At 38.2% G+C, this 20,925-nt stretch carries 22 protein-coding genes, 1 other RNA gene and 1 other annotated feature; of the genes, 11 read left to right on the forward strand and 12 right to left on the reverse strand.

Annotation, left to right across the window (positions count from 1 at the left end):
- Positions 1-31: 31 nt before the first annotated feature.
- Positions 32-931, reverse strand: a complete 900-nt coding sequence (locus tag NE558_RS00395; RefSeq protein WP_256147939.1) for a hypothetical protein — start codon at positions 929-931, stop codon at positions 32-34.
- A 126-nt stretch (positions 932-1,057) separates the two neighbouring features.
- Positions 1,058-1,870 (reverse strand): MerR family transcriptional regulator, encoded by an 813-nt coding sequence (locus tag NE558_RS00400; protein ID WP_256147940.1) that lies wholly within the window; start codon positions 1,868-1,870, stop codon positions 1,058-1,060.
- 91 nt (positions 1,871-1,961) lie between these two features.
- On the opposite strand from NE558_RS00400, the gene NE558_RS00405 reads away from it, so the two are divergent.
- Both NE558_RS00405 and NE558_RS00410 read left to right on the forward strand, forming a co-directional pair.
- Positions 1,962-2,570 (forward strand): GNAT family N-acetyltransferase, encoded by a 609-nt coding sequence (locus NE558_RS00405; RefSeq protein ID WP_256147941.1) that lies wholly within the window; start codon positions 1,962-1,964, stop codon positions 2,568-2,570.
- Positions 2,567-3,580, forward strand: a complete 1,014-nt coding sequence (locus NE558_RS00410; RefSeq protein ID WP_256147942.1) for an alpha/beta hydrolase family protein — start codon at positions 2,567-2,569, stop codon at positions 3,578-3,580. The genes NE558_RS00405 and NE558_RS00410 overlap by 4 nt, the downstream gene beginning before the upstream one ends.
- A 233-nt stretch (positions 3,581-3,813) precedes the next feature.
- Here the strand turns inward: NE558_RS00410 and NE558_RS00415 are convergent, their stop codons facing one another.
- From NE558_RS00415 to rlmD, 6 genes are all read right to left on the reverse strand, one after another.
- Entirely contained in the window at positions 3,814-3,993 is a 180-nt protein-coding gene (locus tag NE558_RS00415) for a hypothetical protein (protein ID WP_256147943.1), read from the reverse strand.
- Positions 3,994-4,055: 62 nt separating this feature from the next.
- A complete protein-coding gene (locus tag NE558_RS00420; protein ID WP_256147944.1) occupies positions 4,056-4,907 on the reverse strand; it encodes a hypothetical protein in 852 nt (283 codons plus the stop codon).
- Between the two features lie 19 nt (positions 4,908-4,926).
- On the reverse strand, positions 4,927-5,247 hold the full coding sequence (locus NE558_RS00425) for a hypothetical protein (protein WP_256147945.1): 321 nt from the start codon (positions 5,245-5,247) through the stop codon (positions 4,927-4,929).
- 61 nt (positions 5,248-5,308) lie between these two features.
- On the reverse strand, positions 5,309-5,908 hold the full coding sequence (locus NE558_RS00430) for a DJ-1/PfpI family protein (RefSeq protein ID WP_256147946.1): 600 nt from the start codon (positions 5,906-5,908) through the stop codon (positions 5,309-5,311).
- 93 nt (positions 5,909-6,001) lie between these two features.
- On the reverse strand, positions 6,002-6,700 hold the full coding sequence (locus NE558_RS00435) for a transglutaminase-like domain-containing protein (RefSeq protein WP_256147947.1): 699 nt from the start codon (positions 6,698-6,700) through the stop codon (positions 6,002-6,004).
- Between the two features lie 172 nt (positions 6,701-6,872).
- Entirely contained in the window at positions 6,873-8,243 is a 1,371-nt protein-coding gene (gene rlmD, locus NE558_RS00440) for a 23S rRNA (uracil(1939)-C(5))-methyltransferase RlmD (protein WP_256147948.1), read from the reverse strand.
- A 102-nt stretch (positions 8,244-8,345) separates the two neighbouring features.
- Between rlmD and NE558_RS00445 the strand changes: the two genes are divergently transcribed.
- The 6 genes from NE558_RS00445 to NE558_RS00470 all read left to right on the forward strand — a co-directional run bounded on the left by NE558_RS00445 (position 8,346) and on the right by NE558_RS00470 (position 13,773).
- Complete coding sequence (locus NE558_RS00445) at positions 8,346-8,792, forward strand: S1 RNA-binding domain-containing protein (protein WP_256147949.1); 447 nt, start codon at positions 8,346-8,348, stop codon at positions 8,790-8,792.
- 71 nt (positions 8,793-8,863) lie between these two features.
- The gene (locus NE558_RS00450) at positions 8,864-9,160 is read left to right on the forward strand and encodes a hypothetical protein (RefSeq protein WP_256147950.1); all 297 of its coding nucleotides are present in this window, start codon (positions 8,864-8,866) and stop codon (positions 9,158-9,160) included.
- Between the two features lie 345 nt (positions 9,161-9,505).
- Positions 9,506-9,760, forward strand: a binding site (T-box leader).
- Positions 9,761-9,820: 60 nt separating this feature from the next.
- Positions 9,821-10,852: a methionine ABC transporter ATP-binding protein gene (locus NE558_RS00455; protein ID WP_256147951.1), complete on the forward strand. Its 1,032-nt coding sequence runs from the start codon at positions 9,821-9,823 to the stop codon at positions 10,850-10,852.
- Entirely contained in the window at positions 10,849-11,526 is a 678-nt protein-coding gene (locus NE558_RS00460) for a methionine ABC transporter permease (RefSeq protein ID WP_256147952.1), read from the forward strand. Before NE558_RS00455 ends, NE558_RS00460 begins: the two co-directional genes overlap by 4 nt.
- A 74-nt stretch (positions 11,527-11,600) precedes the next feature.
- The gene (locus NE558_RS00465) at positions 11,601-12,473 is read left to right on the forward strand and encodes a MetQ/NlpA family ABC transporter substrate-binding protein (RefSeq protein WP_256147953.1); all 873 of its coding nucleotides are present in this window, start codon (positions 11,601-11,603) and stop codon (positions 12,471-12,473) included.
- 124 nt (positions 12,474-12,597) lie between these two features.
- A complete protein-coding gene (locus NE558_RS00470) occupies positions 12,598-13,773 on the forward strand; it encodes a M20 metallopeptidase family protein (protein ID WP_256147954.1) in 1,176 nt (391 codons plus the stop codon).
- A 114-nt stretch (positions 13,774-13,887) separates the two neighbouring features.
- Here the strand turns inward: NE558_RS00470 and NE558_RS00475 are convergent, their stop codons facing one another.
- The 3 genes from NE558_RS00475 to fba form a co-directional block, all read right to left on the reverse strand.
- Positions 13,888-15,246 (reverse strand): MATE family efflux transporter, encoded by a 1,359-nt coding sequence (locus tag NE558_RS00475; RefSeq protein ID WP_256147955.1) that lies wholly within the window; start codon positions 15,244-15,246, stop codon positions 13,888-13,890.
- 195 nt (positions 15,247-15,441) lie between these two features.
- On the reverse strand, positions 15,442-16,329 hold the full coding sequence (locus NE558_RS00480; RefSeq protein WP_256147956.1) for an MBL fold metallo-hydrolase: 888 nt from the start codon (positions 16,327-16,329) through the stop codon (positions 15,442-15,444).
- Between the two features lie 229 nt (positions 16,330-16,558).
- Complete coding sequence (gene fba / locus NE558_RS00485) at positions 16,559-17,506, reverse strand: class II fructose-1,6-bisphosphate aldolase (RefSeq protein ID WP_256147957.1); 948 nt, start codon at positions 17,504-17,506, stop codon at positions 16,559-16,561.
- Positions 17,507-17,654: 148 nt separating this feature from the next.
- On the opposite strand from fba, the gene NE558_RS00490 reads away from it, so the two are divergent.
- Both NE558_RS00490 and ssrS read left to right on the forward strand, forming a co-directional pair.
- Positions 17,655-18,104 (forward strand): signal peptidase II, encoded by a 450-nt coding sequence (locus tag NE558_RS00490; protein WP_256147958.1) that lies wholly within the window; start codon positions 17,655-17,657, stop codon positions 18,102-18,104.
- A gap of 57 nt (positions 18,105-18,161) precedes the next feature.
- Positions 18,162-18,351, forward strand: a non-coding RNA gene (gene ssrS, locus NE558_RS00495) — 6S RNA.
- A 277-nt stretch (positions 18,352-18,628) separates the two neighbouring features.
- Here the strand turns inward: ssrS and NE558_RS00500 are convergent.
- The gene (locus NE558_RS00500; protein WP_066047710.1) at positions 18,629-19,006 is read right to left on the reverse strand and encodes a RidA family protein; all 378 of its coding nucleotides are present in this window, start codon (positions 19,004-19,006) and stop codon (positions 18,629-18,631) included.
- A gap of 290 nt (positions 19,007-19,296) precedes the next feature.
- Between NE558_RS00500 and NE558_RS00505 the strand changes: the two genes are divergently transcribed.
- Positions 19,297-20,889 carry a peptide chain release factor 3 gene (locus NE558_RS00505; protein ID WP_256147959.1) on the forward strand — a complete coding sequence of 531 codons (1,593 nt, stop codon included), beginning with the start codon at positions 19,297-19,299 and terminating at the stop codon, positions 20,887-20,889.
- Positions 20,890-20,925: the final 36 nt, after the last annotated feature.

Below are 20,925 nucleotides of genomic sequence, written 5' to 3' on the forward strand. Positions count from 1 at the left end.
TATTGAAATTATACATCCGCTCTCCATGTTTTTAAGGCTTAGTTACTTCAGAGTTATTCATATTTTGTATTGCATGGTTAATGAAACAATCACCCCAAATATGGTAATACCCTTCATGATCCTTAATCAGTGCCCAATCCATTTTTTGAGTACACCAATACAGTTGACTATTGGGGTTTGTTAGTATGATATGTGTATCCATTTCATAAGAAGCCCCATCTATATCCCATGTATTAAGTTCATAAACTCTGTTTTCCCCACGATGGAGTAGTATTTCAACAACATTTTCTCGTTTAAAAATCTTTTTAAATTCATCTTCATGAAGTCGTAGATAATCTGTATTTGAGATATGCTCGCTTTGCTCCTCCTTTTTGTGCCATTTGTTTTTGAATGTGAGCAAGAGCGTTTTTTCTTCATCATTTGATAAAACTCTACGAAAAAATAGAGGAGAAATTTCTATTAGATCGTCTTTGTCTGTTTTTTTAATCAGGGATATCAAATGACTGATTTCTGTTTCAATAATCTTTTCTTTCTCTTTTTTGCTCCAACTGTGGTAATGGCTATTATCGGATATTTTGGAGGATTGAATATTTTGGAGGGATGCACTTTTTATGTCATTCAGCGATTCGAATTGTAAGGGATCTATTTTTTCAATATATTGTAAAATGATTTCCAAAATATCAATATTGATATTGTATGTTTTTTTACTTAAAGCAGGGTCATTCTCAATATTTATGAATTCATCGTGGTCTAAACATTTTATTTTTTCAAAGATTGCTTCAATGGCTTGATCTTCTGGCATAGCTTTTACTTCTTCATAAATACCCAATGCTTTTAATTGAGCGATTAAACGATTTTCTTTTAACGTATTTCTTCTGTCTATACAGTATCTTCTTATAAAAGTATGGAAATTAATAATGGTTTGATCCATTTTACACCTCTTTCTGAACATATCTTCACGAAACAAAATGTCACAGTATCAACATGATGGCTCTAGAAATAATCGTTGTCTAATGCTTTGTCATTCTAGGAAGATTTGTGATAATTGAAAATAACACTAGCTGAAATAAATCTCCGCAAAATACTCATGTTCCATATCTTTATGGAGTAATGCGAAGGAAAACTTGACTGCAATTGTGGTATTAACCAATCTGAAATGATTGGAGAGAGTATTTAAATATGTCATGAGCTGGGACTCTTTTCCCCAGAAATGGATAAGTTTATAATCTCCCGAGAGGGTGGATAAAGACACTTTTCCTTCTAAGGCTAAGGAATTCAAATAATTCCTTAATTGCCCCGCCTCATCTGGTTGCTGATGGAGAGAAAGTCCTACAATCTGAGTATTTTCGGTTAATTTTCCATCTGTATTGACATAATAAGTAAACCATTGATCAAAAGATTCAATTCCATGGAGTGAGGCAATTTCTTTGCTGCGAAAAAGATCTTTCAGTTCCGCATTATAAATTGTGATATCCATGTTTTTCTGGGTTTTTACTTCAGCAAAAGTATAATCGGTTTGGAATCCTTGAATCTGTTTAAGCAGTTGAACCATTTCTGTTGTATAAAGACTAAGCTTCTCCAATAGCTTACGCTGGTCTTCTATGCGTAAATGTTGTTCTTCCAGCATTGATAGATATCCATTTATGCTCTCAGAATCCACTGCAACTTTCATTTGTTCCAAGGGGATTTCCAGGTGCTTTCCGACTAAAAGCATTTCTAATACATCAAGGTGTTCTAAGGAATAGTATCGGTAGCCGCTTTCTTTTTCTACCACTGGTTTTAGCAAATTTTTGTGGTCATAATATCGTAAGGTATCTAATGAAATTCCATATAAATTACTTACTTGACCAATCCTTAATAAATTTCGCATATATAATCTCCTGAAAGTATTGACTCTTGAGTTGCTCTAGGGTTTATCATGAGTATATTCTATTCAGCAGTGCTTGTAAAGGAGAGAAAACATGGAGCCAATTAGTATTGAGAAATATAATGATGTAGATTTTAATGAGATGATAGAATTGGTTGTTACCTCTTTTGAAAGTAAATTATGCCATAGACTGAGGCTGAAGCCCAATGAAATAAAGGACATCCTTCAACTTACATGGAATATAAGGGCATGCGATGCAGGATATCTGCATTACGTTGCCGAAATGGAAAACGAGGTGGTTGGAGTGATGCTAATTCAGCATAGCATAATACAGAAAGAAAAAAAGAAGGTTCCTATTTTTCCTTTATTCCGTCGGTACGGATTATTTAATATTCTATTTTTAATCTTCATAATTTCAATTTTAGAGATTTATAAACCTGATGGAGCCTATATTGAGCATATTGCAGTAGATGCATCTGTGAGAGGTAGGGGAATTGGTGAAATGCTGTTAGCCAAAGGACAAGAGGATTTGAAAAAGATGGGTTACTCCAGTTTGTCCTTGGCGGTTGCCAAAGGAAACCCAGCAAAGCATTTGTATGATAGAGAGGGATTTCAAGATATTATTTATAAAAAAACTCCATTTCAGGGATACTTTATAGGAGTAAAAGAGTGGATTTTTATGGAAAAGAGGTTACATGAATGAAAACGAAGCGTAGCAAAATAATATCGGTACTGGGTATTTTTATTATTCTTTGTGTTGGTATAGTGTTATTTCAGAATACTTATGATATGAAAGTCACGTCTGTCCAGATACCTACGTCTAAAGGGAGTCTAAATGGAAGTCTAGTCTTACCAGAGAAAATAGAGGCTAACGTTGGTTTAGTTATCTTCATACATGGAGATGGCCCTGCTGATGCATCTTATAATGGTGCTTATGAACCTTTGTGGGAGGAGCTAGCGAAGGAGGGGTATGCATCTTTGTCTTGGAGCAAGCCTGGAATTAACGGTTCTGAGGGTAACTGGCTTGATCAATCCATGGAGGACAGAGCAACGGAGGCAGTTGAGGTTATAAATTGGGCAAAATCCCTGCCAGAAATTGATGGGAAAAAAATTGGGCTATGGGGAGCAAGCCAAGCAGGGTGGGTCATTCCCAAAATTGTTCAACTGGATAAAAGCATTGCCTTTTCTATTTTGGTGGCACCTGCCGTCAATTGGGTGGATCAAGGTCTTTATAACACTCTTGGGAGAATGAAAAAAGAGGGCAGCTCTTTAGCAGAGATGGAACAAGCAAAGGAAGATTACCAATGGACCCTATCACTGCTGGAAAAGAATACGCCTTATCAAGAATATCAGCGAGATGAAAGGGCAGAAAAGGGTATTTCAGAAGAACGCTGGAATTTTATAATCAAAAATTATCAATCGGATTCTACTGAAGATATAAAGCATTTTTATAGTCCTGTTAAGTTGTTTTTAGGTGGGCAGGATATTAATGTTGACAGCAACAATACAAAGGAAGTATATGAAGCTGTAATCCCAAAGGAGCTTCTAAGTGTCACAGTGATTCCCACCGCGGATCATTCTATGCTGCGAGCCTCCCTGGTGGATTCCAAATGGTTGACAGTTTCCACTGCAATTGTTGCACCAAGACAGCTTGTTGATGAACGTTATTATAATGAGATTAGAGAATTTTTAAGGTCATTAAATCATGCCTGATAAATTTTTTTATAATTAAGCCTGAAAATTAATAGAGCAACGTTTCATGAAGAAAGCTGTTACACGATACGTTGCTTTTGTTTGGAAGAAAATATATGGCGCAACCCTTCTCCCGTGGTATCATTGCCCACCGATAGCCACTTTGCATCCACACACCAATCCATTGGTGCACTATCCTGTAAGGAAACATCTGGCTAAATGGGCTCATTATGAGTTTAATGTAATTCAATTCCTTATTTCTTTTCAATTACGATATAGGCTTGGCCTCTGGATAAACTTTCACCTACAGCACATGCCGCTATATGCTTTACACTCCAGCCTTCCGCTAAATATCTATTTACGGTATCCAAGCCATCATCCTCTTTCACCCCTAAGGTTTTTTCAGTACTTCTAACCCAAATAATTTTTTCCATTTTTAGCCCTCCTTAATGAATTATATTATGTTTATTTCTGTCAAAGTATCTTTTGGGATGCATTATATTACATTTTTAGCATTTCTGGATCCAACATACCAGATAAGTGATATATAAATTCCGATGACAGGAGATAATCCATACCCCATCAAAGGCACAGGGAAGTTTCCAAATAAGGCAGAGAGCATAATGATCACATAGTAAAAGCCAATACACCTTGACAGGATTTCCCTATTTTTAGGAGGGAAAAGTAGAAAGGGCATAGGAAATGCAGTTAAAGAAAGTATCCCTAATATCAACCAAGGCAATCCCACATCTGCCGCCATTGTCAGAATTCCTTCTACATACGCAACGGGAGGGAGGTTGTCCAGGAAAACCCATGATAAAGCAATAAACAAGGTAAATACAGCTATTATGGAGCATTTTATTGCCTTATGATTTACCTGTAGGCATAGCATTACCATCATTGGAAGGGCAAATCCCGTCAATTGGGAAGCATCCGGTTGAAGGAACAACATCAACATTACAACTGAAGCTATTACCCAACCAGACTGAAAACCCTTGGTATTGAGTACGTGCCATAACTCTATTAGAATAATAGGTAGTACAATCATTGCAATGTTTAATTTTATAAAACCTATGGATATCCATCGATGGACGCCTTCCATTCCTTGACTTACCAATGTTACCATCAAAAGAATCATACAGGCGGGCAATATGAAATTTCGAAGATTACCTTCTAGAATATTTATTTTTTGAGTGAACAGTATCAAGGAAATAAAGCTCATAAAAATAAGACAAGCAATATTTTGGCTCAAGATTGCAACGGGGACATGATGCTGATACATAACAAAAGCTCCCACTGCAATGGCTGGAGACATAAATGAAATTGGCATGAATTTTTGAAATGACAATGGTTTCGCCTTCCTTACCTTAATCTATAAACGGATTCTTATCATCCGATACTTCTTGAATGATCACAATGGGATCAGAAATTAAACCATAGGTGTTATCCTCAGGATATGTCACCGCAATTGTTGGATTGCTTCCGGCATATGCTAACATGCTATCCATGTTATCCCATTTTGTACATAAAAAGAAATGGGCATATTCCCCTTGTTCAACAATTTTTAAAAAGGCCCCTCTGTTCCCTGGGATGGCAAGGGTATCCTTTACACCAGTTTCATATTCATATTTTTCAAAGGCTTCCTTCATTTTGGCGGGTACAGCTCCATGCCATGTTCTGGATATCATCTCTCATTCACCTCATTAATATCAGTTCCGTTTTTTAAGACTAGAGATATGCTTTGATTTATTAATTTTCTAAATCAATGTCATATTCCATTCTTCTAGCAGTAATTTGTGCAACTTTTAAGCCTAATGTTTGTTTTACAATATAAAATGACATGTTTATTCCAGCGGATATGCCACCAGAAGTAATAATAGGAAATGCATCCACATATTTTACATCGCGAACCACGCTGACCTTAGGATATTGTTTTTCCAACCTTTCAATATCCATCCAGTGGGTTGTGGCCTGTTTTCCATCCAGTAAGCCTGATTCAGCCAATAGAAAAGCCCCAGTGCACACTGATGCCATAATCTTTACATGAGGATAACGATGCTTAAGCCAATCAATGGTTTCTTGATTATGGATTTCAATTTCTTCTGCGCCATAACCCCCCGGAATTATTAAAATGTCAAATTGAGGTGCATCATAAAAATCATATTCAGGTTGGATTTTTAATCCGTTGCGGGCACTGACTAATTGTTTTGTTCTGGAAACGGTGTGTACCTCGAATGCTTTTCCACTTCCATCTTCGTTTTCTGTAATGGAAAAAACCTCAAAGGGGCCTGCAAAATCCATTACCTCAACCTCATTAAAAAGCAGTATTCCTACTTTTATGCGTGGCATTTGATTCACCTCTTTCTTTTTTTTATAATTAATCTGTTTTTCACATGCATTAAAGAGACAAAATATTTTAAAATGGATGTCATAATGAGTATATTATTTATCCCTGATTTTAGAGATATTTCGATTCATCATTTTTCTAGCAATATTCTGATAAAACCATTTTTTAAATGGTGATAATTTCTGACTATACTTTTTGAAGAATTCATCCGGTGAGTTAAATATTCCAAAATCCTGATTTATGCCTTCTTTTTGTATATAGGTTTCATTTTTATTCCAATCAATTTGTGGATTTTTAAAATCATTTGTTGCTACACCAAAGCCACAGAAAGAACCACTGCATTCAGAAAAATTTTCCTGTAGCTTATTTAAATAATGAAGATCAAGGATAAAGCCCTCAATATTCAGCCATTTCTCCTGAAAGAAAATTTCAACCCAACTATGGACGATATTTTTGGGAGCAAGATGATATATGAAACCTGACATTGCCCCTTTTTGAAGAGATTTATCTATAGTAAACCCATGAATTCGGCATGGGATGCCAACTGATCTAAGTAGTGCCATAAATAAAGTGCCTTTTGTATTACACTGTCCATAGCCGTCCGCTAGAACACTTCTAGCGGGTATAGCATCATCAACATTATAACCGAATTTTATTTCATCTCTTACAAAACAATATATCTCTAGTATTTTTTGAAATTCATCTTTCTCTTTCCAATTTCTGCTGGCTACTAAATGCTGTATCACAGTACTATTATAATCCAACATAGGTGTTGCCTGTAAATACTCTTTCATACAATGGCCTCCTTATAGATACCTAAAATGGTCATATCCTTATCAATCAATAGCTGCAACAGCCAATGCCTATGCAAATTTGGTTTCATGCCGTTATAGTACCATATTCTTTTTTAAATATGAAAAAATTTATTTGTTTCACCTATGATAATAGAGTATATTTGAAATTCTTCTAATTGTTTTGTTTCTTCTGTAAGAGGCAAACTGTTTCAACATGTACTGTTCTCGGGAACATATCCATCAATTTCACCCGCTTCACCTGATAGCCTGCTTGCTGGAAAACTACCAAATCTCTAGCCAATGAGGTAGGCTTACAAGAAACATAAACGATTTCAGGAGCACCAAAATCAATGATTTTGCCAATCGCCTTTGGATGGATACCATCACGGGGAGGGTCCACGATAATCAGATCAGGCTTATCTGTTAATTCATCCACCTTTTGCAATACATCCCCTGGGATAAACGTACAATTTGATAAGCCATTCCGTGTGGCATTTTCATTGGCTGCAACAACGGCCTCCTCAATTAATTCAATGCCAACCACTTTTTTTGAACCTGCTTCTGCCATAATCTGCCCGATGGTTCCCGTACCGCAGTATAAATCGAAGACCATTTTATTGGAAACATCTCCTGCAAATTCTTTTACCATGGAATACAATTTTTCTGCACCCTTTGTGTTGGTTTGAAAAAAGGAATAGACGGAAACCTTGAATTCTAAATCAAATAATTTTTCTATAAAAAAATCTCTTCCATAAAGTACAGACATTTCATCACTACGTACAACATCGGCAACACTATCATTTATAGAATGCAGTATGCCGCAGAGAGCGCCCTCCAGAGGTAATGCCAAAAGCATTTCTTTAAACGCTTGGGTTGAAAAAGGCACTTCATTGCTTGTTACCAGATTGACTAGAATCTCCCCTGTTGCCGCTCCTTTTCTAACCACTAAATGACGCAGTGAGCCTTCGTGACGCAATTTATGGTAAAAAGGCACATTTTTTTCTTGAAAGAACGTCAAAGTGCCTTGAATGATTTTTAGATAATCTTCGTCAATGATGTTACAGTCCTTTAAGGATACCACCTCATAATGACTCATTCGTTTGCGCATGCCTAAGGCCAAATCGCCGCCTTTTTCTTCATCGCCAAAGGAAAACTCGCATTTGTTGCGATAGCCTTTTTCTGATGGTGCAGGAACAATGCCTTCCCAGCTTTCTATTTGAATGCTTTCTTGTGCCAAAAGACGTTTTACTTGGCGTTCCTTCAATTTCAATTCTTCCTCGTGGTGCAGGGTTTGATAGGTGCATCCACCACAAAGGGTGTAATGAGAACAGACACCATCCTGTCTTTCCAAAGGAGAACGCTCCAAAACCTCTTCTTGCCTAGCCTCTATTCCACTGCTTCGCTTCTTGATAACCTGGGCTTGAATGGTTTGTCCCGGTATGCCGTTTTTTACGACAACCTTCTCGCCATCCACAAAACCATAGGCTTTATTAGGGAAGGAAACATCCTCAATTTGGATGGTAATAATGTCTTTTTTCTTCATAAATTCTCCTCCGAAAGTGGTTAGATTTTGTTTGTATTCAAGTTTAATCTATGGTATACTGTTCCAGTAATCTTAAAATTCTGAACGGGAGTGTATATTGGAATGTCTGAAAAATTAGAAGTAGGCAGTATCGTTGAAGGAAAGATTGTACGCATTAAACCTTTTGGCGCAATTGTTTCTTTAGGCTCTGTGCAAGGGTTAGTGCATATCTCTCAGGTTGCCAACAGCTTCGTACAAGATATCAACGACCATATTAAAATCGGAGATATTGTTAAGGTTAAGGTATTATCCATTGATGAAGAATCCCATAAAATTGCTTTATCCATTCGGGATGCTTTACCAAGAGAAGAGCGTCAGCCTAGAAATGAGAAGCCTTTCCGTAAACCAAATCAGACACAAAAGCCCGCAAGCCCTGCTGAGGAATATTTCCGTCCTCAATCCGCAGCCAATCCTTCTTCAGATTTTGAAGAAAAAATGAAGGAATGGGCGAAGCAGTCGAACGAGCGTCACACCAGCTTGAATAAAAGAGCAAATAAGCGTTCTTTTTAAAATAGTGCTTAAACATCTTACCATGAAACTGTTTTAGATGCAATAAATGACGGCGCAGTGGGAGGGATATTATGTCTTTGTTTTTTGTAGTGGGAATATACTTTTATGCGCGTGGTATATTTGCATTGTTTGGGCAGACTATTTTCTACACCAAACGCACACTAGAGCTGATTGAGCCGGAAAATTTACCTGCTTACTTGAAGGAATCAGGAGCTTGGCATATGGTGGCAGGAACAATTTTTGTTGGAAAGGCTTTACTTGATATTGTGTTTCCTTTAAACAAGGTGTTTCTGGCTATGTTTCTTGTGTTATTGGCTGTTTGTGTTTATTTTCTTTCCCGTTGTAATGAGCGGTATATTAAAAAGTAATGGTTTAGCCTTTTTGCAGATGCAAGGAGGCTTTTCTTATGTTTGCTTCTTGTTGGTTTCCCGGGAAATATCCAAAAAATTGAAGCGAGAAACTTAAGTTTTCTTTGAAAGCTTGGTTTATATAATAAATATAAAAACAATTAAAGTTTCCAACGAATAGATAACGATTTTACGTAAGAGATATGGGATTAGTTCTCATTGGAAGTCACAATGTAACTAGTATTATAAAAAATATCAAATTTTTTTTGTGGATTATTTTTGCGTCCCATGATTTCAAGCCAAAGGCTCCATGGAAAAAGAGTTGACAAGAAAAAGTTGTTGTATTATGATAAGTCCAATTAAGAAACAAAGGCATGGAAAAGAAGAGTAGTGAGCGGATGCTTTTACAGAGAGTCCTCGTTAGGTGGAAGAGGATAAAGATAGGCTGATGAAGATGGTCTTGGAGCTGCATGGTCGAATTTTTTAGATCATGACGGGTGCACCCGTTATAGTGCCGGGGTATTATCCAATTTACATGGACGTACTCGTTGAGGTTTGTTTTGTGAAAAACAAATAAAATTAGGTGGTAACGCGAAGCTATGCTCTGCTCTCGCCCTAATGATTTAAATCATTTGGGCGAGGGCTTTTTTATTTAGATTTAAGAGTAAGGGGGAGAAGGTTATGATTCAGCTGGAGAAGGTAAGTAAAACCTTTCGTCAAGGCAGGGATGAAATTCAGGCAGTAACGGAAGTGAGTTTGGATATTAAAAAAGGAGAAATTTTTGGAATCATTGGGTTTTCAGGGGCAGGAAAATCCACATTGGTTCGCTGTATCAACCTTTTGGAGAGACCCACAGGAGGAAAGGTGATAATTGACGGGGTTGACTTAATGAGTATGCCTGAGGTGAGATTGAGAGAGGAGAGACGAAAAATTGGGATGATATTTCAACATTTCAATCTACTGCGCTCCCGCACGGTATCTCAAAACATTGCTTTTCCTCTACGCAAAAGTAAGCTTTCCAAGGAAGAAAAGCATAAAAAGATACTCTCCTTATTGGAACTAGTGGGTTTGACGGATAAAAAAGATGTTTATCCCTCTCAACTATCGGGAGGGCAGAAGCAAAGGGTGGCCATTGCTAGGGCGTTAGCCAATGACCCAAAGGTGCTCCTTTGTGACGAGGCCACCAGTGCCCTTGACCCCCAGACCACAAAATCCATTTTGAATCTGTTAAAAAAGGTAAACCAAGAGCTAGGCATAACCATTGTTTTGATTACCCATGAAATGGCAGTGGTAAAGGATATTTGTGATAGAGTTGCCATTATGGAGCTTGGGCGAGTGGTGGAAGAGGGGGATACGGTGGAGGTTTTCTCCCATCCCAAGGAAAAGCTGACTCGAGATTTTATGGATACTGCAAGCAACATTAATAAAATTTATGAGCTGTTGGATGAAAAGCATGAACTAACTCAGTTGAAGAAAGGGGAGAAACTGGTACTTCTCACCTATTCAGGGGGAAATGCAGGAGAGTCTGTAATTTCTTATCTTGCTGAGAAATATCAAGTGCAGGCAAATATTATTTTTGGTAATGTGGATATTTTGAAGAATAAGCCTCTGGGCAAGCTGGTTGTTATTTTAAGCGGAACAGAAGAAAATATGAAACAGGCAATTCAGTATATTCAAAGTAGGAAAATTCAAATGGAGGTGATTCGTGAATGAGTTATTTATATGATATTGCACCAAATTTGCAATCTTTGCAGGGGGAATTATTGAAATGTATGAAACAAACTTTTCAAATGCTTTTTATTTCGGGAAGCATTGCCTTTCTCTTAGGTTTGGTTTTAGGTGTGTTGCTCATTGTTACAAAAAAAGGTGGCTTGATGCAATCACCTCTATTATACAAATTTTTAGATAAAGCCATTGATGTCATTCGTTCCATTCCCTTTATTATTTTAATGGTACTCTTAATTCCTTTAAGTCGTGCCATTGTTGGAACGGGCTCCGGTGTTGCGGGCTCCTATGTTGCACTCATTGGTGGAACAGTTCCGTTTTTTGCAAGGCAGATTGAGACTGTTTTAGCTGATGTGGATCATGGGGTAATTGAGGCCAGCGAAGCCATGGGCTTTAGCCCTATAGAAATAATCTTCAGCGTTTACTTAAAAGAAAGCATCCCGGGGATTACCCGTGTAACCATGATAACCTTTGTCAGCTTAATTGGTATTACTGCCATTGCCGGAGCCATTGGTGCAGGTGGACTGGGGGATTTCGCTATTCGCTATGGTCATCAAATGGGCTATAGAGATATGATTTGGGTTACCGTTGCTATCATTTTATTGATTATTTCGGTATTTCAAGGTGTTGGGAATTTTATTATTCGAAGAACAACCCACTAAACTTAGGCTCTTCAATGGAAACATTTTAAGCATATAAAAAAGAAGGACATAGATAGAAAAAGGAGAGATGTATAATGAAAAAGAATTTTAAGAAATTATTTGCGGCGGCATTGGCAACAACGTTGGTATTGGGTTTGGCAGGTTGTGGTTCTGCACCAAGCAAGGATGAACCGGCAAAAGCAGAGGGCGATAAGGCCCAGGTAACAGTGGTAAAGGTTGGTGTGGTAGGAGAATACAATGCCCAATGGGATACCATTAATGAATTGCTGAAAGATGACAATATTCAGGTAGAACTCGTAAAATTCTCTGATTATGCGGCGCCAAACCGTGCATTAAATGATGGAGAAATTGATTTGAATGCCTTCCAGCATAAGGCTTTTCTGGCCAATGATATTGAAAAAAAGGGTTATGATATTGTAGATATTGGCGATACCATTATTGCGCCTTTATCAATCTATAACAATAAAGATAAGATTTCCTCCATTGAGGAGATTAAAGATGGTGACACCATTGCAATCCCCAGTGATTTGACCAATGGTGGTCGTGCACTGAAATTACTGGAAGCAGCAGGCTTAATTGAATGTGACCCTGCAAAGGGCTATGTTCCCACAAAGCAGGATATTACAAAGTATAACAAAAACATTGAAATCTTAGAGGCAGAATCCGCAACACTGGCAAATATCCTGCCCGACTGCGCAGCGGCAATCATCAACGGCGGAAATGCATTTACTGCGGGCTTAGACCCTAATAAAGATACAATCTTTACAGAAAATGTTGATCCTACAGTAAACGAAGCAGTGCCACAGTTGGTAAATGTTATTGTTAGTCGTACAGCAGATAAAGATAATGAGGTATACAAAAAAATCGTTGATGCTTACCATACTGATGAGGTAAAAACAACAGTAAATGATCAATATAAAGGTGCATTCCTTTGCACTTGGGAATAAGCAATAAAAAACAATTATTAGGAGGGGGCTCCCCATCCGATCAAAACAGATGGGTTCATCGGCTTTATTCCGATGGCTCATCTGTTTGTATAATGATAAGTATCATGGAGAAGGTGGTAAAAGTATGGCGATAAAGAATTATATTTTAGAAGAAAAAGATTATATAATCTCTTTGAGAAGGCATTTTCATGCCCATCCAGAGGTTAGTTTAAAGGAATATGAAACCTGTAAGAAAATTGAGGAGGAATTGGATGCCTTGAATATTCCCTATAGAAGAATTGGAGAAACGGGGGTATATGCTTGGATTGATGGGAAAAAAGCATCCCAAGGAAAAATTGTTGCTTTAAGAGCAGATATGGACGCACTAGCTATGGAGGATTTGAAAACAGTTCCCTATCGTTCCCAGAACACAGGATTCTGTCATGCTTGTGGTCATGATGCACATACAGCAACCTTGCTTGGAGCGGCAAAAGTATTAAAAGCAAAAGAAGAAGCATTCTCAGGTCAGGTTCGCTTATTTTTTCAACAGGCTGAGGAAATCGGCCAAGGGGCTAGGTTATTTGTAGGGGCAGGGCTATTAGAAGGCTGCGAAAGAGTATTTGGTGCCCATGTAACAAGCAGATTGGACAAAGGAAAGGTTGCACTAACCAAAGGTCCCCAATGCGCCAGCTGTGATTATTTTAAAATAACTGTTAAGGGGAAAGGAGCCCATGTTTCCACACCTCACTTGGGTATAGATGCGGCTTATATCACAGCCCAGATTGTTGTAAATTTACAGTCCATTGTTGCCAGAAGCACAGCACCTTTGGAAACTGTGGTGGTAGGTATTGGTGTCGTCAGAGCGGGTACCCAGTATAACATTGTTGCAGAGCACGGTGAAATTGAAGGAACAACCAGAAGCTTTTTGCCAGAGGTGCGCAAGTTCACCAATGATAAGGTGGTGCAAATTGCAAAGCAGACAGCGGCAATGTATGGTGCAGAGGCAGAGGTGATTTTTTTGGATTATGCCGCTCCACTGGCAAATGACCAAGACGCAGTGAAAGAGGTGACGAAGATTGCCCAACAACTGATTGACCCTGCCGATATTGTTTCAGATTACCCCAAATCTTTGGGAGCTGACGATTTTGCTGATTACTTGGCAGTGACAAAAGGAATGTATGCCTATATTGGCACGGCCAATGAAGAGAAGCCCAACACAAATACGGCACATCATCATGGTTTATTTGATATAGATGAGGAGGCATTATTGCTTTCCTGCAATTTATATGTTGATTACGCTTTGCAGGTTTTAGCAAAATAAAAAAAGATAATTAAAACAGAAAAGCCCATTTGCAATTATTATTTTGCAATGGGCTTTATTTTCATGGCATGCTGAATTTCCAATGGGCTCTTTTTATCTGAAAAAGCTCCAAAATTAGAAGTCTAGTTTTTTCATTATTTTGAATAGGTATGCAGTACAAAGGGCAAGGGCAGCAATTTCCGCAATGGGGAAAGCAAGCCAAATATTATTCAAATCTCCTGTACGAGATAATAAAAAGGCTGCGGGCAATAGCACTACCAGCTGGCGCACAACAGAAATGATGAGGCTGTAAACGCCATTACCCAAGGCCTGAAATACAGCGCTGGTAACAATATTATATCCTGCCAGCAAAAAGCTGAAGGAAATAATTCGTAACGCAGGAACACCAATGGCAATCATATTATCAGAAGCCTTAAACAGAGCTAAAAGCTTATAAGGAAGGATTTGGAAAATGCCAAAACCAGCAAGCATAATAACCACCGCGGCAATTACACTGAGCTTTATCGTTTGATGAATACGTTGTTTATTCCTTGCACCGTAGTTATAGGCAATAATAGGTATCATACCATTATTTAAACCAAACACTGGCATGAAAATAAAACTTTGCAGTTTAAAGTATACACCGAAAACAGCGATTGCTGTTGGGGTAAAGCTATCTAAAATGCGGTTCATATAAAAAATCATAATGGAACCGATGGAAATCATTAAAATGGATGGGATTGCAACAATATAAATGCTTTTCAGAATAAATTTGTTTGGAAGCACATTCTTAAAATGAATGTGTATTTCATGGTTCTTTCTTAAATTCAGATAGATTCCCACTGCGCAGGAGATTAACTGACCAATTACTGTGGCAATTGCCGCACCGGCTACGCCCATTTCTGGTAAGCCAAATAAACCAAAAATTAAAATTGGATCTAGGATGATATTTGCAACAGCACCCACACCCTGACTGATCATAGCTTCAAAGGTTCGGCCTGTAGATTGAAGCAGTCGCTCCATGGCTACTTGGATAAATACACCCAGGGAACCAATCAGTACAATATGTAGGTAAACCTCACCGCCCTCAATAATCTCTGCAACATTTGTTTGACCTTTTAAAAATGGTGTTGTAAAAACAAGTGCGATGACAATGAAAATAAGCCAATTTAAAAAAGCCAGAAAGATGCTGACACTGGCTGTCTTGTTAGCAGTATCGAACTTTTTTGCTCCCAAGCTTTTGGAAAGCAAAGCATTTGTACCAACCCCTGTACCGGCTGCCACAGCAATCATAAAATTCTGCATAGGGAAGGCTAAGGATACTGAAGACAATGCATTTTCACTGATTTGGGCAACGAAAGCGCTATCTACAATATTATAAAGCGCCTGAACCAACATAGAAATTATCATTGGAACAGACATTGAAAAAAGTAATCTATTAATAGGCATAGCACCCATTTTATTTTCTTTTATTTCTGTTGTAACGGAACTCATGAAATACCTCCTTTTCCGTATCGTAAGTTTAGAACAGTTGTAAAATTTGCGAAAGTATAGCGCTGCCGAGACAGCGCCTTCCTAGCTTTATTGGCTTCTTCGTGTAACATTAAACTATGATACGCCCATATATTTTTATTGTCAACAAAAATTTTAGGGGGAAGAAATGTATATCCAATCAATTTAGTCTGATTTTCATTTGGCAACAACAGTTTTCCATAAAAGATAGTTGTTCTCCACAAAAGACTCTACTTTACCTGAATCATAAAGATAGGATAGATAGGAGCGGATGGTGCTTCCCACTAATACATATTGTCCATAGTCCATAGTGAGGCTGTATTCTTCAAAAATGGAGTTTAGGATAGCTTCAAAAAATTTTGGACTTTGACAAATAGAAAGCAGCTTTTCTAAAATTTCATTGGATTTTTTTCGGTTTGCCTCAACCAATGGACGAATATCCTCTGTGGGTTCTGCATGGGCAGGGATGTAAAGAGCCCCCTCTAAGGTTTCCAAGAAATCAAGGGTTTTGAAATAAGCGGTTACATCGTAATTAAAGCTGATATGATATTTATCTAAAATAGTTTCGCTGAAAACAGAGTCAGCCAAAAAATATATATTATCCGGTGTTTTCACTCCAATCATTTGCCAGAAATGACCACCCAACGGGAAAATCTCCATACCTTCGGGAAGCTGTGCTTGAGTAATGTCTTGTGCTTTTGATGGTGTTGCCATCAAAAATTTATTTCGCAGCTTTTGGAAGGGATATCCGCCGTATAAAAAAGATGGTTCAAGAATAGGATTTTCAATAACAGCGTTTTCCATGGGGGTGGAGTAGACAGGGCACTTTAACCTGTCCTGCAATAGGGTGTTCCCACCAATATGATCGGCGTTGGAATGGGTGTTGATGATTCCCTTGAGCTTCCAACCCTGCTGATCTAAGATTTTTTGGATTTTGCGCCCTGCATCTTTATCGTTACCGCTATCAATCAACCAGACTTCTTCCGAAGAGGTGCGGTATACTCCAATTTTTGAGGGGCAGTTAATGTAAAAAGTATTTTCTCCAGCTTGCATTAATTCGTACATATAGAATGCCTCCTTTTTATAAAAAGCTGTTCCGTTTATCGGAACAGCTTGGATTGCAGACAATGTCATTTTATAAAGCGGACGAATTTGAAACAAATAGGTTCCAAAGATAATCCGCAGTATGGGCTTTATCTATTGGAGGAAAAGAAAGAACGATTATACCTCTGTTTTTCCTCTAAATCATTGAATAAAATATAGCAGACATAGTTTTTCAATGATGTTTGAATTATTAGTCCATAGAATTTGTAGAGCCAATGACATTTTTAATTTTTTCTTCAACCAATTTTTGAATCAATTCTCTAGCATCACCCAAATAGCCACGAGGGTCAAAAGCGGAAGGATTTTCGCCAAAAGATTTACGGATTGCTGCGGTCATTGCCAAGCGGATGTCTGTATCCATGTTAATTTTGCAAACTGCCATAGCGGAAGCTTTTCTTAGCATTTCTGCAGGAATGCCTTTGGCACCGGAAATACTTCCACCAAATTTATTGCATGTTTCTACGCTGGTTTCATCAACAGAGGATGCACCGTGCAAAACAATAGGGAAATTATGAATGCCTTGTGCTTCTAATTTCTTTGAGATGGATTCCAGACGGTCAAAATCCAGTTTTGCGTCCCCTTTAAATTTATACGCACCATGGCTTGTGCCGATGGCAATAGCAAGGGAATCTACACCAGTACGCTTTACGAAATCAACTGCCTGATCAGGGTCTGTGTAGGTAGCATTTGCAGAGTCAACCTTAACGTCGTCCTCAACACCTGCAAGCTTGCCTAATTCTGCTTCAACAACAACCCCTCTTGCATGGGCATATTCAACGATTTCTTTTGTCTGTGCCACGTTTTCTTCATATTCTAAGTGAGAACCATCAAACATGACTGAGGTGAAACCATATTCGATGCAGTTCTTGCAAACTTGAAAATCAGAACCGTGATCCAGATGCAATGCAATATCTAAGCCTGTTTCTTCAACAGCAGCATCTACCATAGCCTTTAAATATTTAGGATGGGCATATTTTAATGCACTTTTGGAAACCTGAAGAATAACAGCTGAATTTTGTGCCTTTGCGGCCTCCACAACCCCTTGAATAATCTCCATATTATTAATATTAAATGCGCCAATGGCATAGCCGCCCTGAAAAGCTTTTTCAAACATTTTTTTTGTTGTAACCAACGCCATTTTATTACACCTCTTTCTTTTTATTTGCAAATCATTGTAACCTGTAATAAAATTATAATACGGTACTTGTGTTGTGGCAAGGAAATTTCATTGACAACAACTCCTTTTGGAAAAAAAGCACAACAAATCAAAAGAAAGGTGATGGGTTTTGAAAAATATCTTAGTTTTTTTGAGTGTTTTGGGTTTGGATTTGGGAACCAAAAAATGGGCAGATGTAATGTTGCCACTTGGTAAGCGAAAAAGAATAGCCAAAAATCTACTATATTTCCAGCACATAAAGAATTCCGGAATGGCATATCATAAGCTTGAAGGAAAGAGAAATATAATTCTTTGGATTACAGGCGGTTTGACTGCCGTTTATAGCTTCTTCTTCTTGCGGGCATGCTGTGGCAATGAGGAAGCTAAGCGATATGGTATTCCTTTGGCAATAACCCTTGGTGGTGCGTATGGAAATTTTTTGGAAAGATGGAAAAAGGGAAGGGTAACAGATTTTATATTGATTGATAAGGGTAAAAATCCACCAATTTTTAATATTGCCGATGGGGCATTGCTCTTAGGAGCATTTTTAGTGGGAATTATGTCTTTAAAAGATAAATAAAATATGTAGAAGATTCCCTATTGATGAATGACAGATTACGTTGTATAATGTAAATACAAAATCCTGAAGTGTTCGAGAGCTTACTATATTTGAACCTACAATACTGACTCGGGATTCCTATATGCAGAAGTTATGTCAGGCCCCAAGATAATTCCCTTTGGGCAGGGGAAGGCAGAGACTTTGGCTGCGGTTACCCACCTGGCTTAGGCTAGGTGTCAAGCGGTAAGAACGGCACTTCGGGATATTTTTCCGAAGAATTTAAGAATCATTATTTGCTAAGTTTCCTAAAGGTTACTTAGCTTTTTTTGTGTCAAGTATATTGTAATTAATTCTCCAGTTGAAACTTAGAATGTTTGATTATCTGCTAAAAATTGTTGGCTGATGGCATTCTTATAGAATGTGGCAATAAAAACCCCGTATCAGAGGTCTCTCCAATACGGGGTAGGTTTTATGGTTTTCTAAAATACTCTTTATTTATATAGTAGAAAAGCAAATTGACTTATACATTTACATCAGAGCATGAATTACTTTAACAATGCAATTACTTCAACTTCGCACAAAACATTTTTAGGAAGGGTTTTCACTGCAACGCAAGAACGAGCTGGTTTACTTGTAAAATATTTACCATAAATTTCGTTGAAGGCTGCAAAATCCCCCATATCTGCTAAGAAACATGTTGTTTTAATAGAATCAGCAAAGGTTAAGCCGTTTGCTTCCAGCACTGCACTGAGGTTTTTCATTACCTGTTCTGTCTGCGCTTCAATTGTAGTTGCAACGACATCACCAACAGCGGGGTCAATGGCAATCTGGCCACTTGTAAAAAGGAAACCATTTGCAGAAATAGCCTGAGAATAAGGGCCGATTGCTGCGGGTGCTTTGTCTGTGCTTGTAACTTTAATCATAATTTATACCTCCAAATTTTTTAGTTTTATGGGTTCAGAGGGCTTTGATAAAGCCCCGCGGGATTACGTAAAATTGATGTCTCCCTTAACCGCTATTACGTATAGCTATATTTTATATCAAAGACATTTTCTCGTCAATGTGTTTTTATCACATACATTTAGTTTGTACATTTTTTGAATTTGTATAATTTTATGTTTCCTTTTTTTAAAACTTCGGGTAAAATAAAAATAATGCGTATTTTTATTGGAAAGAATATGAATCAACAACGGATAGAAAGGAATTTACAGAAATGAGTATTTTGGAAGAAATCCAAAGAAGGCGGATTTTCGGGATTATTTCTCACCCTGATGCCGGAAAAACAACATTAACGGAAAAGCTTTTGCTTCACGGCGGAGCAATACGTGAGGCAGGTACTGTAAAGGCAAGAAGAAATGCAAAATTTGCAAAAAGCGATTGGATGGAGATTGAAAAACAGCGTGGTATTTCCGTTACTTCTTCCGTAATGCAGTTTGAATACAATGGAAAGGTCGTATCTATTATGGATACACCTGGCCATAATGATTTTGGTGAGGATACCTATCGGATCCTAACCTCTGTTGACAGTGCAGTTATGGTAATTGATGCGGCAAAAGGTGTGGAGGCTCAAACTGTGAAGCTGTTTAAGGTTTGCAGTATGCGCCAGATTCCTATTTTTACGTTTATTAATAAGTTGGATCGTCAATCCAAGGATCCTTTGGAGTGCATGGCGGATTTAGAGGATGCTTTAGGTTTACCTTCAACGGCTGTGACTTGGCCCATCGGCAATGGCCTTACCTTTGAAGGAATTTATGATAGATTGGAAAATAAGGTTTTTCTGTATCGTAAACAAAATGGCGTGGTTGACCTTGGACCTCAGGGGGTTTTTGGAAGTGCGCTGGATGGCATTATATCTCAAGCAAATTTAGATATTTTGCGAGATGAAATGGAGCTTTTGGATGGAGCAGGCAATTCTTTTGATTTGCAGGCGATTATGGAAGGAAAGCTTTCTCCGGTATTTTTTGGGTCTGCGCTAGCAGATTTTGGTATTACGCCATTTTTGGAGCATTTCTTGCAATGGGCACCAGCTCCTGGGGTCAGAAAAACAACAAAAGGAGAAGTGAAGCCTACTGACGAATTTTTCAGTGGTTTTATTTTCAAGATTCAGGCAAATATGAACCCTGCCCATCGAGATAGACTGGCATTTTTGCGTATTTGCTCGGGAACCTTTACAAGAGGGATGACAGTGACCTTATCCAGAACGGGTAAGCAGATGAAGCTGAGTCAATCTACACAGCTGATGGCCAATGAACGGGAAACCGTGGAGACCGCTGTTGTAGGGGATATTATCGGTATTTATGACAGTGGAAATTATCAGATTGGTGATACGTTGACCGATACAAAGGAAAAGCTGTTTTTTGAACCATTGCCGACGTTCCCTCCAGAATTATTTATGCGTGTTCACCCTGTCAACTCCTTGAAGGCGAAGCAATTCCAAAAAGGGGTGCAGCAGCTGGCACAAGAAGGTGCAATTCAGGTTTATCGTAATGATTTTAATGATATTATTTTAGGTGCAGTTGGTCAGTTGCAGTTTGAGGTTTTTGAATACCGCCTCAATAATGAGTACAACTCCGAGATACGCATGGAATCATTGGATTATAGTGTTGCTCGGTGGGTAAATCCAGCAACAGTTGGCGATATTCGAGACTACTTGGTGGCTAGAAGCACATTGGTTTATGACCGTTTTGAACGACCCATTTTGCTTTTCGCAAATCAATACACTTTGAATAATTTTATGCAGAAAAATCCTGATATTGAGCTTTGGGAGGCTTTTCATCTGGATGATAGTGAATACCAAGAAGTTTAATTTTTAGGGCGGACTCAAAAGGGTTCGCCTTTTTTT

It is taken from the genome of Anaerotignum propionicum (assembly GCF_024461735.1).
Classification (GTDB): domain Bacteria; phylum Bacillota; class Clostridia; order Lachnospirales; family Anaerotignaceae; genus Chakrabartyella.

What these genes read in the sequence shown, in the direction of transcription:
- NE558_RS00395 (WP_256147939.1), bottom strand. Translation starts at nt 931, where the DNA reads ATGGATCAAACCATTATTAATTTCCATACTTTTATAAGAAGATACTGT.
- NE558_RS00400 (WP_256147940.1), bottom strand. Translation starts at nt 1,870, where the DNA reads ATGCGAAATTTATTAAGGATTGGTCAAGTAAGTAATTTATATGGAATT.
- NE558_RS00405 (WP_256147941.1), top strand. Translation starts at nt 1,962, where the DNA reads ATGGAGCCAATTAGTATTGAGAAATATAATGATGTAGATTTTAATGAG.
- NE558_RS00410 (WP_256147942.1), top strand. Translation starts at nt 2,567, where the DNA reads ATGAAAACGAAGCGTAGCAAAATAATATCGGTACTGGGTATTTTTATT.
- NE558_RS00415 (WP_256147943.1), bottom strand. Translation starts at nt 3,993, where the DNA reads ATGGAAAAAATTATTTGGGTTAGAAGTACTGAAAAAACCTTAGGGGTG.
- NE558_RS00425 (WP_256147945.1), bottom strand. Translation starts at nt 5,247, where the DNA reads ATGATATCCAGAACATGGCATGGAGCTGTACCCGCCAAAATGAAGGAA.
- NE558_RS00430 (WP_256147946.1), bottom strand. Translation starts at nt 5,908, where the DNA reads ATGCCACGCATAAAAGTAGGAATACTGCTTTTTAATGAGGTTGAGGTA.
- NE558_RS00435 (WP_256147947.1), bottom strand. Translation starts at nt 6,700, where the DNA reads ATGAAAGAGTATTTACAGGCAACACCTATGTTGGATTATAATAGTACT.
- rlmD (WP_256147948.1), bottom strand. Translation starts at nt 8,243, where the DNA reads ATGAAGAAAAAAGACATTATTACCATCCAAATTGAGGATGTTTCCTTC.
- NE558_RS00445 (WP_256147949.1), top strand. Translation starts at nt 8,346, where the DNA reads ATGTCTGAAAAATTAGAAGTAGGCAGTATCGTTGAAGGAAAGATTGTA.
- NE558_RS00450 (WP_256147950.1), top strand. Translation starts at nt 8,864, where the DNA reads ATGTCTTTGTTTTTTGTAGTGGGAATATACTTTTATGCGCGTGGTATA.
- NE558_RS00455 (WP_256147951.1), top strand. Translation starts at nt 9,821, where the DNA reads ATGATTCAGCTGGAGAAGGTAAGTAAAACCTTTCGTCAAGGCAGGGAT.
- NE558_RS00460 (WP_256147952.1), top strand. Translation starts at nt 10,849, where the DNA reads ATGAGTTATTTATATGATATTGCACCAAATTTGCAATCTTTGCAGGGG.
- NE558_RS00465 (WP_256147953.1), top strand. Translation starts at nt 11,601, where the DNA reads ATGAAAAAGAATTTTAAGAAATTATTTGCGGCGGCATTGGCAACAACG.
- NE558_RS00470 (WP_256147954.1), top strand. Translation starts at nt 12,598, where the DNA reads ATGGCGATAAAGAATTATATTTTAGAAGAAAAAGATTATATAATCTCT.
- NE558_RS00475 (WP_256147955.1), bottom strand. Translation starts at nt 15,246, where the DNA reads ATGAGTTCCGTTACAACAGAAATAAAAGAAAATAAAATGGGTGCTATG.
- NE558_RS00480 (WP_256147956.1), bottom strand. Translation starts at nt 16,329, where the DNA reads ATGTACGAATTAATGCAAGCTGGAGAAAATACTTTTTACATTAACTGC.
- fba (WP_256147957.1), bottom strand. Translation starts at nt 17,506, where the DNA reads ATGGCGTTGGTTACAACAAAAAAAATGTTTGAAAAAGCTTTTCAGGGC.
- NE558_RS00500 (WP_066047710.1), bottom strand. Translation starts at nt 19,006, where the DNA reads ATGATTAAAGTTACAAGCACAGACAAAGCACCCGCAGCAATCGGCCCT.
- NE558_RS00505 (WP_256147959.1), top strand. Translation starts at nt 19,297, where the DNA reads ATGAGTATTTTGGAAGAAATCCAAAGAAGGCGGATTTTCGGGATTATT.